A 17,785-nucleotide genomic window follows, 5' to 3' on the forward strand; every position below is an offset into this window, starting at 1 on the left:
AAGAAATCGTCGCAGGTGCAATGGAGGAAAAGTTCGGTATTTCATAGTTCCGGTGAAGACGGGAGCATCAGGGTTTGTTTGGTTTGGGTTGGAATGTGCTCGAACTCAATGCGCGACGCATCCGCTGTCAAAATCTTGTAACCGCCGCTCAACGTATCTCCGGCATGCGCAAGCAAAGTCTGTTCTCCGATTGAGAGATAGATAACGCCACCGCTATCGTCACTAAATCTGCCTACGTATTTAAATGGTAGGGGCGGCGCGACAGGGGCGACAACCACTGTTTCCTGCGCAACCTGAACAGCTGCAGGTTTGGGTGGCTCAGGTGGAGGGGGCGGTGGCGGTGCGGTCCATGCGTGCGCTACGAAGGGATCACCATCAGCCTCCTCTGTTAATACCATCGCCAAGGCCGCAGGAGCATTCACCGGGCTCGCCCCTTCTGAACGGATACGATTTCGTGGTCTGATGGCACTGCTACCTTCTTCGTCGGGTGCAAATGCAATAAGCGCGAGTGTTGCAGCAAACAGCGAAATCAGCACTGTCCAGCGTCGTCGCGCGGACTTAACCATGACTGTCCCTTTCGTACAGAGCCGACACGGTGAAGTCGCAAGTGACATCAGGCGTATTCAAATCGGCACGAGAACAGGACACCCCATCAAGTTCCAACTCCTTGGAAGAGGCCAGTGTGATTGCAGCGAACGATCGAATTGACGGGTAACGCGTAGTTACCTTAAAGTTCGCTCGATAGCGTAGAAATGGCTGGTTGAGCGAATTTTCGAAAGTTAGGTTGATTTCGTCGATAGCGACGCCTAACTGCGCTGCTGCTGCGTGAATTTGTCCGACCAAGCGTGATGACGCGAACGATGGTAAAACAGGCGCCGCCACTCGCGTGGCCGTTACATCCACCATAGGACGCGCGGCACGCAAACGGTTCAAATCATCGGTCGCTAAACGGAGACTGGCGGCATTGGAAACCATCCAAATGCCCGCAGCGATGCAGGCAGCGACACCGAATCCAAGCAGAACCGCCTGTAGGCAATACGCTTCGACCCAACGACGACAGATATAAAGAAATGCGTCGACACGCCATCGCACGCCTGTTGACTTTTGCACTGAGTTTCCAATTTACAGCCCAGAATTTTTGATCTTACCCCGAAATTAATCAAATATCAAGATTGGTGACGATGCATGTAAATCACTGCTCTAGTCGTCGGTTTTCATAAAAGTGTTCCCAATATTTGGGCTTTGTTGCACAAATCAGCTGAGCGCGTGATGCCCCCACCCCAAACGGATTTAGGGCATGGCCATCGTCATAGGCTTGCCCAGCTGCGTGAAGCGATTGAGAATCGCAGCACGCACCTGTAGCTCGGCCACCTGGCCGCGCTTACCTCACGGTTGTATTGGACCGCGCGAGCAGGATGGTGATGGCATTTCTCATCCATCTAGGGGCACCCAATACAGAGTCGGTGCTGCGCGTGATCGAACGTGCAATCCGTCCCAAGCAAGAGTGGCTTTCCCGCTTTCCAGAAGTCTTAAATGCATGGCCGGCGCAAGGCTTGCCGTCGCGGCTCGTGCCGGACAATGCGGCGGAATTCCATGCAGGAAATGTGTATCTAGCGTTCAACGATCTAGGCATAGAACTGATGTACCCGCGAGCCCGTGGGCCAGAAATGAAAGGCGCGGTTGAACGTTTTTTTAAAACACTCAATCTCGATCTGATTCACTGCCTGCCTGGAACGACGTTCTCAAACGTTAAAGAACGTGGAGATTACCCCTCCGAAGAACTCGCTTGCCTAACACTGCACAAGCTGGAATCCATAATTTTGAAATGGATTGTCGACTGCTATCACATCAAACCACATCGGGGACTGAAGAATAAAACACCGATGCAGGTTTGGAAGGATGGCATATCTCAGCGGCCGATTCATTTACCCACAGATCTGGACGAACTGGAATGCATCCTTTCTATGCGCGACAAAAAAATGCTCCAGCATTACGGTGTGGACTTCCCAGGGCTGCGCTACAACACCCCGGAACTTGGACCGCTGCGTCAACGCTTGGAACCCAATGAGAAGGTTGATGTACGTTATCGCGACGAACTCGGATTTATCTGGGTCTTCGATAAATTCCGCAAGCACTTCCTCAAGGTTGCCTGCACGAACAAAGACGCAATCGGACTGAGCCGCGACATCTACGATCAGGCTCGCGCCCTCGTCCGCAAGGAAGGACGGAATGCCGATGATTTCGGATTGGCACACAAAGCCTACCAACAAATCATGGCAAGCGTTGAAACCGAAAAGCAATCCCAAAAGCTGCGTGTGCGCCGCAATGCAGCCAAGAACGCAATGGATAAAGAAGGACACCAGGCTCAAGAATTCCTTTGAACACCGGCGCGACAATGCCGGTCGCGCAGTCAAACTCCAATATCTCTGTCGAATATCGTGCCGATGACTGCGGATCGATCACCAGCACAATGGTCCGCGCTTCAGTCTCATCAAAAGGTGCTCCTGCCACCTCCACACACCGCACGACCTTGAATTGCCTCATTAGCGATGCTCGAACTTGCGCGTACCGATCACCATCCGCAAATCCAATCGGCATAACGAAGACAACGCGGCCACCACTGGCGCGCGTGATAGAAAGTGCTCGTGCAAGAAACTGGATTTCCGCACGATCGCCGACCTTTTTAATTGAGACATCAGGAAAAACTTTTTCAATCCAGCCGCGAGGATCAACTGAGTCGCCGACGAACGGAGGATTGCCAATAGCCGATAAACTTTGCGTGGAATTGACTTTAGGGACATGCGCCGTAAGTCCATTGCTGTGTCGGACCGTAATCCGATCAATCTGCGAACTACGGGCCACCATAGATCGGTCAACATCAAATCCGATGAGTGACGCCGCGCGCAGCTTTTTCCCCACGGCGCGCAGCAAGGCACCATCGCCGACGGCGAGATCGACCACTACATCACTTTTCCTCATTTGCGCCGCCACGAATGTAGCGAGTCGTTGCGGCGTCATGTATTGACCGAGCATGCTACGCATCTTTACCCCACATCATCGATATAAGATGATATTATCATGTTTATGCCAAAAACTCCACGAACAAATAAAACTATTCCTCGGGAAATTGCAGCCCGATTCGTGCACTCGTATGAAGTGGGGATGGGATTATCGACAGCAGAGGTATCACGATGCCTAGGATATGCCAATGCTACGACAATTCAAGCCATACGGCGCGGGGAAACGCTTCCCGACATGACACGCATTGCTGAAAATATAGATAAGCTAACGAACAAAAATGGAGCCGTGCTCAACTTACACTGGTTAATTACAGGCATGGGCCCACCCTTTGTCCCCACGGAAATTAACGGTAATGGCGGAAAGAAAAAATTAGATATTGATGATGATATTATCATGTGCCTTATGAGTCTGAATCATACCCAACAACAAGCCTTCACTAAACTAATCCAAACACTTCGCTAACGCATCTCCGCCAAACGGATACTCGCCTATACGACCCTCACTTCAATTATTTTGAGAACAATGTAGGCAGATGTCGTTTATTTTGAGACGGCCTCTGGAGGCCTTCTCAAAAAAGTTGCATATGCCTTTGATTTATCAAGAGGGGAGTTTCAACTTCTTTGAGAACCTACACTTGTCGGGTGATGTAGGGTTTCGCAGTTAGTGCAAAACTTTTCACTCCTTAGGAAAAGATCTTCGAAGTATAAAAAATAGGAGCCTCGTGCTCCTATTTTTTATTGTTTCATCTAAGCTACCTCGTCCCGGGGGCTCCACTATGCATAGATTTTCTTCATCCCGACATCAAAGCTGAAGCAAGGTCACTGAGCGAGGATATTGGCAATTCAGCTGCTAATTTGCAGATCGGAGTATCTGCATAATTGCAGGATCGTGCGCATACTTCCTTTTGAGCTTGAGCAAAAAGCGATTTGTTTTTTGGCATTCTCCAGCGAGTTCACAGTCGTTCCACCACTGGATCAGATACCTTACGTCCGCAGGAGGCATGATTTCTTCTTCATCCGCTCTCCGCTCCCGACATTCACTGGACCAGCGATCCACCTTCATCAAGCGGATCTGTTCCCCTTGCGTTTGAAGCCGAAGACAGGCATCACCCCTGGTATATTGAAAAATGCAGAATGACAGTCCCTCACTGCAAGAGTCGACTTCGGTGTACCCGCGTTCCACCAGCAGCCTTTCCACCCCCGAATACTCACCAGAGGACAAATGGGCTAGCGGATCAGCGCGCCATCCCGCGGCATAAATCTGCTTTCTCGCTTTGACAAAGGGCTCACCAGCTTTCAGAGCCGCTGGCGCGGCGTGAACCAATAAGGGCGCGACAAGGGACGCCACGACAATTATGAAAACCCTGCTCATTTGGTCGTGCCCCCCGCGGCTTTATAGACTTCCTCAAAGTGTTCGAACTTAAAATAGGGCTGCTTATAGCGGCCTGGTTGACCACGCCCCATGGGCAGCGCAGCCCATTGTAGCGATGCCTGAAATACCCCAGCCTCAATATCGCCTTCTTCAATCTTCTCGATAACGCGACGTCTACGCAAGATCGAGACCGCGATCAGGTCTTGAGTCTCCGGCGTGAAATCTGTTAGCCCCATTCCATTCTCTCCGTGGTCGTGCCACGTTGGTTTGGTAATTTGGTACAAACCAGCGGCAGTCGTGACACCGCCCTTTCCAGCACCAGGATGAGTCGAGAAGTCGGTGAATCGCCAGGAATCATTTTTCCTGCCTTTGACTGCACCGAACTTGAAGTCATACCCGCCCCCTTCTGCCTCGCCGATGGCTTTTAGAAATGCCTGAACATTTGCGTTCTTCAAGTATTCCTTGTTTTTCGCAACACGCTGTTCCCTAGTTATATTAATACGCACTTCTTTCGCTTCGTTGTCCTCACGAGGCGTAGTCTGTCTGATGGCGCGATGGTGAAGAGTTCGACCGGAAGGAGACGTGACTGTCGTTTCCATAATTGACCTCAGGAGTATATTTGAATCAATTCGGCCTCTGCCATCGCCGCCAGCAGATGCGTGTGCCCTTGCAAATCTGTTGTCCCGAATTCGATAACTCCGCTCTGCCGCATCAGCGCGTATTCGGCGTTGATAAGCGGCTCGCCAGTCTCTTCGTCGATCAGAATATATCTATCATCGAACATGCCTACTTCATCGGCTTGTGGTCCTCCAGCTGTCGAGGTCACTGCCGTCTGTGGCTTATCAGTCTCCGATTCCTCGATGATTTGGTATCTGACAGATTGATTCGGCACAAGTTTGGGAGGACTAGGACAACCACACAGGCACAAATCGTTTTCCAATGCGACGTTCGCACCGTTCCACGTCTCTGTAATTCGCGGACCGGTGCATACAATCTTTCCTTGCGACTTACACGCCGGACAAAAAATCACATCTTCTTCGAGTGCGATCTTGAAACCATTAATGCTGCCGTGGCCGCTGGCTGAGATGACCTTCCCGCCCACTGTAGTCGATGCTCCAAGCGTGATTGTGTAGCGTTTCATTGGAGTCCTTTGATAATGCGTAGGCGGCACTGAAGGAGCTAGTCCATAGGAAATTATTGATCGATTAGGTGACCACGTATTGCGGCAGCTCAAGGTAACTTTGATCTGCGCATTGCAACAAGGGATATTCCTGCTCTGGTCTCTAGTTGGCGAGGCGAGTGACGAGGAACGAAAGTAAGTACTGTTAACCGACTTCGGCCTCGTTGCCATAAATCTGCTCCGTATCGACCGCGCGATAGCCGAGCTCCAGCGCAGTGCCTACCGAAGCGATCACGCTCTGTCCGGTCAGGCGGAAAGTGCCGACGCCAAAAGAAGGAATATTGTTCATGGATAGTTCTTTCATCCGATGGAAATAGAGGAAGAGGACGGCGTCGCGGCGGCACGCTGGCCAGCCTTCCCCAGCCAGACCAGCAACAAGCCACCGGCGGCCAGCGCTGCGCCGACCAGCGGCACGGCGGCATAACCGAGGCCCTGCCCGATGACGGCGCCACCGAGCGCAGCGCCCAGTGCATTGCCCAGATTGAAGGCGCCGATATTGACGGAAGATGCCAGCCCGGGCGCTTGCGCGGCAGCCTGCATCACCCGCATCTGCACTGGCGGCACGATGCCGAAGGCGGCAGCGCCCCACACCACCAGCGCTATCGCTGCACCCACTTTGCTGGCCAGCAGCCAAGGCATCAGCGCCATGATCACCGCGAGGGCCGCGAGTATGATCTTGCTGGCACCGTCCAGCGACCAGTCGGCCAGACGGCCGCCCAGACTATTACCGATGGTGAAACCGAGACCGATCAGCACCAGACCGACAGCGATGAATCCCGGGCTGGCATGGGTAATCTCGGCCAGTAGCGGCGCCACATAGGTGTAGAGCGCGAACATGGCGCCCGAGCCCAGCACGGTAGTCCCCATGGCCAGCAGCACTTCGGGACGGGTCAGCACTTTCAGTTCGCGGCGCACATCGGGACGCTCGCCCGGTTCGCCTGCGGGCAGAGTCAGCCACAGCACGGCTATCGTGAGCAAGCCCAGCATGGCAGTGCCGCCAAAGGCCAGACGCCAGCCGACTTGCTGGCCTATCCATGTTGCCGCAGGCACGCCACCGATATTGGCCACAGTCAGTCCCATGAACATGGTGGCAATCGCACTGGCCTGTTTCTCCTTGGGCACAACACTGGCCGCCACGACGGCGCCGATGCCGAAGAAGGCGCCGTGATTCAGGCTGGTGATCAAACGCGACAGCAGCAGCGTGGTATAGCCGGGCGCCAATGCGGACAGCAGATTGCCGACGGTGAAAATCAGCATCAGCGCCATCAGTGCAGCGCGCTTGCCATAACGGCTGAACAACAGGGTCATGACGGGCGCACCCGCCATCACGCCTATGGCATAGGCAGACACCAGCATGCCCGCACTGGGTATGCTGACGTGGATGCCGTCCGCAATCACGGGCAGCAATCCCATCGGGGCAAATTCGGTGGTGCCGATGGCAAAAGCTCCGGTAGCGAGCGCGAGTAAGGCAGTGTTGGATTTCATTGCAGCATCTCCTTGAAATCAATCGGTTTTCAATGGCTTGCAGTGTACTGAGGTAATATTTGCAGATAAAGCCTGATATCCGCCAAACACATTTGATTTAAAATCAAACAATGAAAACCACTCTGGATGAACTGCAGGCCTTTGTAAGCGTGGTGGACACGGGCTCCATCACTGCGGCGGCCGAGCAGCTGGGACTGACGATCTCGGCTGCCAGCCGGACGCTGAGCCGGCTGGAAGAAAAGCTGCAGACTACCCTACTGCGCCGTACCACCCGCCGGCTCGAACTGACGGAGGAAGGCGCCGCCTTCCTGCTGCACGCGCGCGCGATACTGAACTCGGTAGACACGGCAGAAGAGCAGATGGCGGCGCGGCGCATGCGGCCAGCCGGGCGCTTACGGGTAGATGCCGCCACACCGTTCATGCTGCATGTACTGGTGCCTTTACTGGAAGGCTTCCGCGCCCGTTATCCTGAAGTGGAGCTGGAACTGAACTCCAACGAGGGCATTATCGATCTGCTTGAAAAGCGCACCGATGTGGCGTTTCGTATCGGTGTACTGAAGGACTCCACGCTCCATGCCCGTCCGCTGGGAACCAGCCGGATCAGGGTGCTGGCCAGCCCGGCCTATCTTGAGCGCCACGGCACGCCAGCCAAAGTGGCGCAGCTCGAACAGCATGCCCTGCTGGGTTTTAACCAGCCCGAAACGCTGAATGACTGGCCGCTACGTAATGCGGAGGGCGAGGTGCTGCGCATACGGCCCACCATAGCTTCCTCCAGCGGTGAAACGCTGCGCCAGATGGCGCTGGCTGGGCTGGGGATAGTCTGCCTGTCCGACTTCATGACGCGCGAGGACCGCAGTAGCGGACGGCTGGTGCAGCTATTCCCCAGACATACACTGGATGTGCGCCAGCCGGTCAACGCGGTCTACTACCGCAATACTGCACTGGCGGCGCGGATTACCTGTTTCGTGGACCACGTGATCGAAGTGCTGGGCAAGAAACCGTTTGAAGCCTAGGCCGCCCATGCAACCCGGCGCAAGCACTACTTACGCCATCGCCTGCCAGACCGGCACCAGCTTCTCTTCATCCATGGCAGTCCGGCCCGGCGTCGACCACAGGGATTCCGTGCGGATTTTTTCCAGCCGCACGGCCAGTTCGCGCGCCACCGTCAGCTGTTCGAGCATTTCTTCCGCCGTCTCGGCCGGATAGGCAAACGAAATGCCCGACGAACGGTAGGCCACATCTAGCCGCGCCAGCAACTGGGCAGCCCGGTCCGAAATCTTGCGGACCATGTCGCTGCTGCCCGCATCGCTGGCCAGCTGAACGCAGCGCTGCTGCGAGGCGCGTATCCTGTCGATGGTGGCTTGCGCGCTGCTGCGGGCCTGCTCGATTTCCGCGCCATCGTAAGCCATGAAGGCGGCAATCGGCACACTGGCCGCGGCCCGCGCAATCAGGCCCACCCAGACCGGATCGTATTCACCGGGCACCATGCGCAGCGCCAGACTGGCGCGCTGCAGCGGCGCATCGGCGGCGTGGGTGGCGCCTATGGTGGTATCGACTACGGCCAGCAAGCGGCCCAGTTCGCCCACCTCCTTATCCGCGCACATGGCCGGATAACCCGTACCGCACAGCCGCTCGTGATGCTGGGCGATGCCCTGCCACAGCGCAGGGGGATAATCCATCAGGCTTCTGATCAGTTCCGCTCCCAGCAGCGGATGGGTGGCGAGGTAGCGGAACATTTCCGCATCGAGCGGCCGGCCTGCTTCAAGATAATCGGGATCGATATACATTTCGCCGATATCGTGCAGCAGGCCACCCAGCATCGCCAGCCGCGTCCTGACCCGGTCGTAGCCGCCATGCAGCGCCATCGCACCCGCCAGCGCCATGCCTTCTATCGCATGGGCAAAGGCAGCGGGTCGATTGGTATGGGCAATGGTCAGCAACAGCTGTGCCGCAGGGTGTAGCGGCAGGCTTCTGACGTGATCGAGCAGTTCGCGCTGATACGGCAGGATCACCGGCGCGAGCGCGTGTGCGGAGTCGAGCAGCAGCGTCAGGTGCTCGTACAGATGCACTGTCGTCACGCCGTCTTCGGCCAGCAAACAGGCTTCCAGCGGGGCTTTGAGCTTGCGGTCCAGCAGCTTTTGCTGGAGCGATTGCGAAACCGGCTGATGGCGCGCCCACAGCTTGGCGCCGTACTGGTCGTAGATGTCACTGCCTGCGACGATACGGCAGGATGCCGATGCGCGCGAAACTTCCGACAGAAATTGAGAATTTGCAGATTCAGGCAGCACGATACAGTCTCCAGTTGAAGATTGATGCTCGGAAAATCTGGTTTCAAACTGGAAGTATATGAAGTTAAAACGGCCGGAAATGCGCACTTTGTCACAATCGGGCCCCTCGTCTTGTGCGCCCGACCTCAGCCGGAAAGGAAAGCCGACTTCAACTACATGAATAAAATTCTGCCGGAGTCGGATTTTCTAGAGAATAATTTCAAAAATTTCCAATAAGTCATTTAGTCGTCATATTGTCTTTTTAAACTCCGCTGACCCAATTTTTATAGGCAGGGATGGACAATATGAAACATAGCAAGCTGACTCTTATGCTGGCCGGCCTGGGTCTGGCCGCCGGCATAGCCGCCTGCGGCGGCGACAATGGCCCCCACATCAGCGGGCAGGTGCTGGGCAGCTACATCGAAAACGCCAAAGTCTGCATGGACCTCAACGATAACGGCCAGTGCGACGCGGGCGAACCGTATGCAACCAGCGACGCCCACGGCAAATTTTCGATCGCCGACAATACCGGCAACACCAATGCCAGCTGGAAGAATCTGGTCGCAGACCTGAGCAACGCCAAAGAGAACGATGCCAATGGCAAGGACATGGGTACCCAGTTCAGCGCGGGCGCCTTCTTCCTCGCCCCCAAAGGCGCAACCGATACCGTCAGCGCCATCTCCACCCACCTCGCACAGCTGGTGGCCGGCGGCGCCACACTGGCCGATGCCAAAACCGCACTGGCCAGCAAATACGGCAACGTCTCGGCGGACAAAGTCCTGGCCGACTTCAATACCGACGCCAGCATGGCCAGCGTCAAAGCCGTGAGCGACAACTACATCAAGACCGTAGTCGGCACCAAAGCCATCCGCCACATCTTCGTCATCACGCTGGAGAACAAGAACTACGAAGAATCGTTCGGCACCAGCGCCCCCGCCAGCAATCAGGCCCCCTACCTGAAATCGCTGGCCGGCAAAGGCGCGCTGCTGACCAATTACTACGGCACCGGCCACGTCAGTCTGGACAACTATATCGCCATGATGAGCGGCCAGCCTTCCACCGTCGATACGCAGACCGACTGCTTCGGCCTGTGGTCCGACGTGGTCGATGCCGGCAACGACAGCGCCAACCCGAAAGTGCTCAAGGCCGGCACCGATGCCAACGGCCATGCCGGCGGCGGCTGCGTCTATCCGGCACGCGTCAAGACGCTGGCGCAGCAGCTCGATAACGCCCGCTTCAGCTGGAAGGGCTATATGGGCGATATGGGCAATGACCTGAACCGCGACGGTAGCAAAACTTGCAGCTTCCCCACCCGCACCGCCAAACTGGCCGGCAAAGATCTGAGCAAGGTGGTAGACGGCACCCAGAATGCACAGGCAGCGTCGGCTTCCGGCGATATCAAGGCCGATGCCTACGCCACGCGCCACAATCCCTTCGTCTACTTCCACTCCATCATCGACAATCTGGACTATTGCGACAAGCACGTGGTCAATCTGGACGACAATCTGCAGAACGACCTGAAGTCCATCGACACCACGCCGAATTTCGTGTTCATCACGCCCAATCTGTGCGACGACGGCCATGACGGCGACGGCACCGGCGCTGCCGGCAAGGGCTGCAAAGACGGCTCGCCGGGCGGTCTGACGTCGAGCGATGCCTTCCTCAAGAAGTGGATCGCCATCATTCAGGCATCGCCTGCGTACCAGAAAGATGGTCTAATCGTGATTAACTTCGACGAATCCAACGCCGCTTCTGCACCGATGACCACCAGCTTCAGCAGCGACTACTCGCTGATGAAACTGACCATCAACCTGGCCGGCGATGCCTGCTGCAGCCAGCAGGTCGGCCCTAACGTCAAACGCCCTGACGACCAGATCCTGACCTCGCTGCCGGTAGCTGCCGCCGCCGCGCTGGGCATAGACCCCAAGAAGCTGCCTGCCAGCGTCAAGACGGTGCAGATCGGCATGCACTATGACGGCGTGGGCGGCGACCGCACAGGCGCGGTGCTGCTGTCGCCGTTCATCAAACCGGGCACGGTCACCAATACGGGCTACAACCACTACTCGCTGCTCAAGAGTCTGGAAAATCTGTTCGGCCTTGCCGAGTACCTCGGCTATGCGGACGATCCGAAACTGGCGCCGTTCGGCAGCGACATCTTCAGCTGGTAGCCTGCGATGGTTTTACGCTGTATGCGCAGAACCGCCGCGCAGGCGATTCTGCTACTCCTGACCGGCCTGACGCTGGCGGCCTGCCAGCGCCAGCCTGCTGCACCGGCAGCCCAGCCAGCGGCCGCCAGCGAACTGGCTGCCATCGGCAAGCTGGCCTTCTTTGACCGTTCGCTGTCGGCTTCCGGCCAGCAGTCCTGCGCCAGCTGCCATAGCCCCGCACATGCCTACGGCCCGCCCAACCACTTCGCGGTACAGCCGGGCGGCGCCGATATGCAGGAACATGGCAAGCGCGCCGTGCCCTCGCTGCGCTATCTGCGCAGCGTGCCGGTCTGGACGCACACCTATGCCAGCAGCCTGAAAGACCGTCTGGAAGTGAGCGACAACATGCCTTCCGGCGGCTACGCCTGGGATGGCCGCTTCAACCGGCCAGCCGAGCAGGCTGCCGCGCCGCTGCTGGGCGCAGACGAAATGGCCAACGGCAGTGCCGCTGCGGTGACGGAAAAGCTCAGCAGGAGCGCTTATGCACAGCGCTTCCGCGCCGCCTTCGGCGCCGATATTTTCCAGCGCCCCGATGATGCGCTGCGGGCGCTGGGACAGGCGCTGGAACGCTTCCAGTTCGACGACGCCAGCTTCCGCCCGTTCGACAGCAAGTTCGATCTGGTCCTTGATGGCAAAGCGCAGTTCAATCCGCAGGAAGCCCGTGGCATGGCCCTGTTCGTCGATCCGAAAGGGGGCAACTGCGCTTCCTGCCATCTGGTAGAACAGGGCGCAGCGGGCGCCCACCCTACTCTCACCGACTACAACTTCCAGACGCTGGGCGTGCCGCGCAATCCGGAAATTCCGGCCAACGCCAATCCGGCCTATTACGATCTGGGTTTATGCGGACCGGCCCGCACCGACAAGGCGGACAATCCCTGGTACTGCGGCATGTTCCGCACGCCCACCTTGCGCAATGTGGCGACCCGTCAGGTGTTCTTCCACAACGGCCGCTTCCACTCGCTGGAAGAAGCGCTGCGCTTTTATGTACAGCGCGATACCGCGCCGGAGAAGTGGTATCCGCAGGTGAGCGGCAAGCCGCACTTTGACGATCTGCCCGAGCAGTATCAGGGCAATGTCGACCGGCGCACGGCACCGATGAGCAATCATCGCGGCGGCAAGCCGGTATGGTCGGAGACGGATATCGCCGATGTGGTGGCGTTTCTCGCCACTCTGAACGACCGCGATGCGCAGCCGGTCAGGACGTTGACGCACCGCTAACCGCCCGCTGCCGCGTCCAGCTTAGGGCGCCACCACCACCATGCTGAAGCGCTGCTCGGCCAGCACCGGCAGATAGATACGCCCGCTGGCATGGTCCATCGCCATGGTGCGGGCGCCTTTCAGCGTGGGCAACGTCACGGGCACGCCATAGTGGTCGGCATCGGTCTGGTGGATCACCGTCAGCGTGCCTTCGCCGTTGGACGAAAACACCAGCTGGCGCTGCGCATCGTACACGGCGGCATCGGCGCCTTTGCCGATGGCTCTGCGCGCAACCGCCTTGCCGCTGGCGGCGTCGGTTACGGCCAGCACGCCGTTGCCGCAAACAGAGAACAGGCGCTGGTGGGTGGCATCGAACGCCAGTCCCGTAGGCTCGTCGCAACCGGCCAGACCCCAGTTCGCCACGACGCTGTCCGACGCCACATCGATCACGGCGATCGCGTTCTTATCCTCGATGTTCACGTAGATCCGCTTGTCGTCGGCGACAGCAAATTCGGGTTTGCCGTTGACGGCAATGCTGGCCAGCTGCTGCATGGTCGCTGCATCGAACACGGTGACGTTGGCGCTCTTGCCATTAAAGACGTATAGCTTGCCGCTGGCCGGATGAAAAAGAATGGCGTCCGGATTCTTGCCCGCGACTTTCACTTCACGCTTTACCTTCAGGCTATCGAGCTCGAAAACCACCACGCTGTCGCCTGCGCCGCTGCTGGCAAAACCCAGCCCCAGTGCCGGCGCAAAGGCCACACCGTGGGCACGCTTCAATCCGGGAATCTCGCCAGCCACCTTGCCGCTAGCCAGATCGAGCACCTGCACCCGCTCGTCGCGCGTCACGAAGAGCCGTTGCTGACTGCTGTCCACCTCGAGATAGTCCCAGCGTCCCGCGCCGTCGAGTGTCCACTTCTGCTGTACTGCGTAGCTGCCTGCATGATCGGCAGCATGGGCGGCAGGCAGGGCCAGCATAGCCACGGCGGCCATCTTCAACATTGTCTGCTTCATTCTGTCTCCTCCTAGTCGTAGTTAAATTCGGTATCTTTGGCCTTGCGTGTGCCGCCAAAGGAAAACGCCAGACCGATATACGCCACCTGCCCCAGCTGGTGACGCGCGTAGCTTCCATTAAATGTCGGCGTTGCATAGATGCGCCGCTGACGCTGCGTATTAAAGGCATCGGACAGCGTAGCCACCAGCGTGCACTGTTCATTGATCTGGTGGCGATAGCCGACATTGATCACATTGAACGGCATGACGTAGCCCTGCGCCGTCAGCCGTTTGCCGCGATAGTTAAACCCCAGCTGCACACGATCGCGTGCCGCCAGCTGGTAATCTAGCGTGCCCTTGCCGTTCAAGCCGAGGTCGGAATGATTGCTACCGCCCAGCACCTGCTGGCCGTTGATCTCGTTGTAGAAGACATTGCCGCTCAGGTTATAGCTCAGCCCCTGCGCCAGCTTTCCGCTGGCGCCAAACTCCACGCCGCCAGACTGGATGGTGGGCAGATTCACCTTGGTGATCAGCACCACATCATTTGCCAGCGGCTGCAGCACCTCGCCATCGCCATTCTGGCTGCGGCGGTAATAGGCAGTGGCACTGTAGGAAATGGCGCCTGCTTCGTGACGGTAAGCCAGTTCCAGCGCATCAGTCACCTGCGGACGCAGGGCCGGATTACCCTGCCGCAGATTCTTCGGATCGGCCGCGTTGATATAGGGATTCACATCCTCCGGATCGGGCTTCTTGACCCGTTTGCTATAACCGAACGCCAGACTCTCCGCATCGTTCAGCGTGTACAGCAGGTTCAGGCTAGGATACAGCTTGCGGTAGCGCTGCGTGCTGCGGTCGCCGCTATCGCGCAGCAGGGTGCGGATGTCGGCCTGTTCGAAGCGCAGGCCACCCAGCGCCTCCAGCGCACCATGTCTGGAACTAAAGGTGACATAGGCGGCGTTGATCGCCAGCCGGTAGCGGAAGTGGTTGGCCGCCGTTGCGCTGCTATTCCAGTTATTGAAAGAGTTGTGGTCGTATTCGACCTCGTAACCGGCTTTCAGCTTCGCGCTCTCGCCCACTGGCCGCGTGTAGGCGGAGCTGAATCTGGAAATGTCGTAGACCACCTGATCGAAGTTGCGGTCCGTCGTATAGTCGATCAGATTCTCTTCGGAAGAATGGCTGTGCGCGGCGTATAGCGCCAGCGCTTCGCCCGGCAGGGCAAATTTCTGGTCCAGCGTTAGCGCCAGCCCGCCATCGGTACGCGGGCCACCGCCGCTGCCGAAGCGCTGGTACAGCGGTGCGTCCGGCGCGATGGTCTGCTGCGCCAGACTACGCTGGTCCGAGCGCGTTGCATAGTCCAGCGTCACGCCCATGCTCTGCTGCGGATTCGGCGTGTATTTCAGTGCGCCCTTGCCCGACCAGCGCTCGCTGCTTTCATCCTGTATCTGGTGGGTCAGCACAGGCACAGCGCCGGGCGCGCCCGTCTGGTTATCGTTGATGCGGCGGCGCCAGTCCTGCCGGTTGCCCAGCGTTCCGCTCAGGTCCAGTGCGCCCGTGTTATAGCTACCAGAAACGCTGCCGTTATGGCGGCCGTCATTGCCCACGCTGGTAATCAGCTGGCCGCTACTGCCGCGCTTGTGCTGCTTCTTGGTGATGATGTTGATGATGCCGCCCGTGCCATCCGGTTTGAATTCGGCCGAGGGCGAAGTGATGACTTCTACGGCTTCAATATCGGCGGAGGACATGCCCATCAGCGCACCGGCACGGGCAGCGCCCTGCATCTGGCCGGAAGGCTGGCCATCGATCAGCACAGTCACGCTGGCGTCGCCGCGCAGGCTGATATTGCCCTCGATATCAACGTCGACAGCGGGCACATTATTCAGCACATCGGCGGCAGTGCCGCTCACGGACTGCAGGTCGGCCCCGGTGCGATAGACTTTGCGGTCTATCTTGCTGACCACGTCCGCACGCTGGCTGGCCACCACCACAGTTGGCACGACAGTTCCCGTTTCAGCGCGCGCCATAGGCAACGACAGGGCCAGCACCGCTGGCAAAGCAATACGATAGACAGGCATAAATACCGGCATTAGACCGCAGCGTTCGTTAACGGATGATTAAATAGCGCCGTCACCACCAGCCCGCTGCTGCCGTTGCTGCCCAGCGTCAGCGTCATATGGTGCGCGTCCGCGACGCTTTTCACGATGGACAGTCCCAGCCCGCAGCCCCGGACCTGATTGCCATCGGGGCGATAGAAGCGGTCGAACAGGCGCGCACGATGTTCTTCCGGCACACCGGGGCCATTGTCGGACACCTGCAGGAAAGGCCGGCCCTGCTCCATGCCGACCATGACATCCACCCGACCGCCCGGCTGGGTATAGCGCAGGGCGTTATCGACCAGATTGCTGAGCATGACTTCCAGCCCATCGGCGTGCGCATGCACCACGGCCTCCACCGCTGCGCTGCTCACGCCCAGATCGATCTGCTTGCTCTCGGCATAGATGGAATGATCGAGCACTGTCTGGCGGGCGATGCGCAGCAGATCGCAGCGGCCACGCGGCGGCGCTGTGCCCTGCTCCTGCCGGGCCAGCGTGAGCAACTGCTGCACCAGATGGGTGGCGCGATCGAGCCGCTCGTGCAGCTTGCGGAAGGACTGCTCCCGTTCCGCGCCGGCCTGGGCAGTTTCCGCCAGCCGTAGCTGCAGCTTCAGCGCCGTCAGCGGCGAACGCAGCTCGTGCGCCGCGTCGGCGACAAAATTGCGCTGTGCGGCCAGTGTGCTGTCGATCTGCTGCAGCAGGCCGTTGAGTGCATCCAGAATGGGCAGCAGCTCGGGCGACAGCCCGTCCGCTGTCAGCGGCTGCAGATCAGACGGTGTGCGGCCGCGCACCGCTCTGGTCAGACTATCCAGCGGCTGCAGCGCGCGCCCTACCACCAGCCAGATCAGCAGCGCCATGGCGGGGAATAGCAGCAGCAGAGGCGGCGCCGTGCGCAGGGTCAGGTAGAAAGCGGCGCGCTGGCGGATCGCCACCGGCTGCGATACCTGAATGGCGTAACCGGCAATGACTTCCGAATACACGCGCCAGCGCGCGCCCTGATGCAACACGGTGGAATAGCCGGTAGGCTGCGGCAGTGGCAGCATGGGCCCGGCCTCGGTGCGGAACACCAGCTGCTGCGCGCCGTTCCAGACGTGCACGTCGAGGCGGTCATCCACGCTGTCTTCCAGCGGCATGCGCCATTTGCCCGGCGCCTGCACGGGCAGCCACCACGCCAGCTGGCGCAGGCGCTGGTCGGAATCTTCATCGACTTCGTGAACGGCCCGCGCATACAGCAAGGCTATCGCGGCCAGCACAAACACGGCCATGCCGCCGATCAGACCGACCAGCAGTCGGCTACGTATAGTTTTCATGCAGTCGCCAGTTTGTAGCCTACGCCACGGATATTCTTGATAAAACTGCTGCCTAACTTCTTGCGCAGGTGATGGATATGCACATCGATGGCGTTGCTTTCGACTTCTTCGCCCCAGCCATAGATACTCTCCTCCAGCTGACGCTTGGTGACGACGCTGCCGGGAGCGTCGAGCAGCGCGCGCAGCACGGCAAATTCGCGCGCCGGCAGATGCAGCGGCATGCCGTTAAAGCTGGCCGTGTGGGCCGCCATGTCCACCTGCAGGCCGCGGAATGCAACCTGCACCTGCTGGGCCGCTTTGCCGCGCCTGAGCAGCGCACGGATGCGCGCCAGCAGTTCGTCGATATCGAAGGGCTTGACCAGATAGTCGTCAGCGCCGGCATCCAGTCCCAGCACGCGCGAAGGCGGGGCGTCGCGCGCCGTCACGATCAGCACCGGCACCGTGCCGCCCTGGGCGCGGTACTGGCGCAGCACGTCCATGCCCTGCGTTCCGGGCAGGCCCAGATCGAGCAGCAGCAAATGGTAGACATCCTGCCGCAGCGCCAGCATGGCACTGTCGCCGTCGCGCACCCAGTCCACTGCATAGTGCTCGCGGCGCAGCACTTCTTCCATGCTTTCGCCTATCATGGGATCGTCTTCGATTAACAGCAGGCGCATAATTTCCT

Annotated in this window: 17 protein-coding genes and 1 pseudogene; 5 read left to right on the forward strand and 13 right to left on the reverse strand. The window is 58.6% G+C overall.

Annotated features, from left to right (window positions below; genetic code table 11):
- Nucleotides 1-41: 41 nt before the first annotated feature.
- On the reverse strand, nt 42-566 hold the full coding sequence (locus GTP27_RS17800; RefSeq protein ID WP_161040507.1) for a hypothetical protein: 525 nt from the start codon (nt 564-566) through the stop codon (nt 42-44).
- Nucleotides 559-1,110 (reverse strand): hypothetical protein, encoded by a 552-nt coding sequence (locus GTP27_RS17805; protein ID WP_161040508.1) that lies wholly within the window; start codon nt 1,108-1,110, stop codon nt 559-561. The genes GTP27_RS17800 and GTP27_RS17805 overlap by 8 nt, the downstream gene beginning before the upstream one ends.
- A gap of 311 nt (nt 1,111-1,421) precedes the next feature.
- Here GTP27_RS17805 and GTP27_RS17810 point away from each other — a divergent pair, with 311 nt between their 5' ends.
- On the forward strand, nt 1,422-2,381 hold the full coding sequence (locus tag GTP27_RS17810) for a TnsB C-terminal domain-containing protein (protein ID WP_229634139.1): 960 nt from the start codon (nt 1,422-1,424) through the stop codon (nt 2,379-2,381).
- On the opposite strand, the gene GTP27_RS17815 is transcribed toward GTP27_RS17810, so the two are convergent.
- Nucleotides 2,272-3,042 carry an N-6 DNA methylase gene (locus GTP27_RS17815; protein WP_161040510.1) on the reverse strand — a complete coding sequence of 257 codons (771 nt, stop codon included), beginning with the start codon at nt 3,040-3,042 and terminating at the stop codon, nt 2,272-2,274. The genes GTP27_RS17810 and GTP27_RS17815 overlap by 110 nt on opposite strands.
- Nucleotides 3,043-3,078: 36 nt before the next feature.
- Between GTP27_RS17815 and GTP27_RS17820 the strand changes: the two genes are divergently transcribed.
- Nucleotides 3,079-3,483: a hypothetical protein gene (locus GTP27_RS17820; protein WP_161040511.1), complete on the forward strand. Its 405-nt coding sequence runs from the start codon at nt 3,079-3,081 to the stop codon at nt 3,481-3,483.
- A 387-nt stretch (nt 3,484-3,870) separates the two neighbouring features.
- On the opposite strand, the gene GTP27_RS17825 is transcribed toward GTP27_RS17820, so the two are convergent.
- The 5 genes and pseudogenes from GTP27_RS17825 to GTP27_RS17845 all read right to left on the reverse strand — a co-directional run bounded on the left by GTP27_RS17825 (nt 3,871) and on the right by GTP27_RS17845 (nt 7,057).
- Nucleotides 3,871-4,392 (reverse strand): hypothetical protein, encoded by a 522-nt coding sequence (locus GTP27_RS17825; RefSeq protein ID WP_161040512.1) that lies wholly within the window; start codon nt 4,390-4,392, stop codon nt 3,871-3,873.
- Nucleotides 4,389-4,991 (reverse strand): lysozyme family protein, encoded by a 603-nt coding sequence (locus GTP27_RS17830; protein ID WP_229634141.1) that lies wholly within the window; start codon nt 4,989-4,991, stop codon nt 4,389-4,391. The genes GTP27_RS17825 and GTP27_RS17830 overlap by 4 nt, the downstream gene beginning before the upstream one ends.
- An 8-nt stretch (nt 4,992-4,999) precedes the next feature.
- Entirely contained in the window at nt 5,000-5,533 is a 534-nt protein-coding gene (locus GTP27_RS23860; RefSeq protein ID WP_229634142.1) for a PAAR domain-containing protein, read from the reverse strand.
- A gap of 187 nt (nt 5,534-5,720) precedes the next feature.
- Nucleotides 5,721-5,861, reverse strand: a pseudogene (dkgB, locus tag GTP27_RS17840) (2,5-didehydrogluconate reductase DkgB); the annotation flags it as partial.
- 11 nt (nt 5,862-5,872) lie between these two features.
- Entirely contained in the window at nt 5,873-7,057 is a 1,185-nt protein-coding gene (locus GTP27_RS17845) for an MFS transporter (protein WP_161040513.1), read from the reverse strand.
- A 110-nt stretch (nt 7,058-7,167) separates the two neighbouring features.
- Here GTP27_RS17845 and GTP27_RS17850 point away from each other — a divergent pair, with 110 nt between their 5' ends.
- Nucleotides 7,168-8,070 (forward strand): LysR family transcriptional regulator, encoded by a 903-nt coding sequence (locus GTP27_RS17850; protein WP_161040514.1) that lies wholly within the window; start codon nt 7,168-7,170, stop codon nt 8,068-8,070.
- Nucleotides 8,071-8,100: 30 nt separating this feature from the next.
- Here GTP27_RS17850 and GTP27_RS17855 read toward each other — a convergent pair whose 3' ends face one another.
- Nucleotides 8,101-9,345, reverse strand: coding sequence for an HD domain-containing phosphohydrolase (locus GTP27_RS17855; RefSeq protein WP_161040515.1), 1,245 nt, complete (start codon nt 9,343-9,345; stop codon nt 8,101-8,103).
- Nucleotides 9,346-9,629: 284 nt separating this feature from the next.
- Here GTP27_RS17855 and GTP27_RS17860 point away from each other — a divergent pair, with 284 nt between their 5' ends.
- On the forward strand, nt 9,630-11,492 hold the full coding sequence (locus GTP27_RS17860) for an alkaline phosphatase family protein (protein WP_229634149.1): 1,863 nt from the start codon (nt 9,630-9,632) through the stop codon (nt 11,490-11,492).
- Nucleotides 11,493-11,513: 21 nt separating this feature from the next.
- A complete protein-coding gene (locus GTP27_RS17865; protein ID WP_161040516.1) occupies nt 11,514-12,749 on the forward strand; it encodes a cytochrome-c peroxidase in 1,236 nt (411 codons plus the stop codon).
- A gap of 21 nt (nt 12,750-12,770) precedes the next feature.
- On the opposite strand, the gene GTP27_RS17870 is transcribed toward GTP27_RS17865, so the two are convergent.
- From GTP27_RS17870 to GTP27_RS17885, 4 genes are read right to left on the reverse strand one after another with little or no spacing between them, the layout of a single operon-like run.
- Nucleotides 12,771-13,742, reverse strand: a complete 972-nt coding sequence (locus tag GTP27_RS17870) for a YncE family protein (protein ID WP_161040517.1) — start codon at nt 13,740-13,742, stop codon at nt 12,771-12,773.
- An 11-nt stretch (nt 13,743-13,753) separates the two neighbouring features.
- Nucleotides 13,754-15,793, reverse strand: a complete 2,040-nt coding sequence (locus GTP27_RS17875) for a TonB-dependent receptor domain-containing protein (RefSeq protein WP_161040518.1) — start codon at nt 15,791-15,793, stop codon at nt 13,754-13,756.
- An 11-nt stretch (nt 15,794-15,804) separates the two neighbouring features.
- Entirely contained in the window at nt 15,805-17,121 is a 1,317-nt protein-coding gene (locus GTP27_RS17880; protein ID WP_161040519.1) for an ATP-binding protein, read from the reverse strand.
- Entirely contained in the window at nt 17,118-17,777 is a 660-nt protein-coding gene (locus GTP27_RS17885) for a response regulator transcription factor (protein ID WP_161040520.1), read from the reverse strand. Before GTP27_RS17885 ends, GTP27_RS17880 begins: the two co-directional genes overlap by 4 nt.
- Nucleotides 17,778-17,785: the final 8 nt, after the last annotated feature.

The organism is Duganella qianjiadongensis, from assembly GCF_009857915.1.
GTDB lineage: Bacteria > Pseudomonadota > Gammaproteobacteria > Burkholderiales > Burkholderiaceae_D > Rugamonas > Rugamonas qianjiadongensis.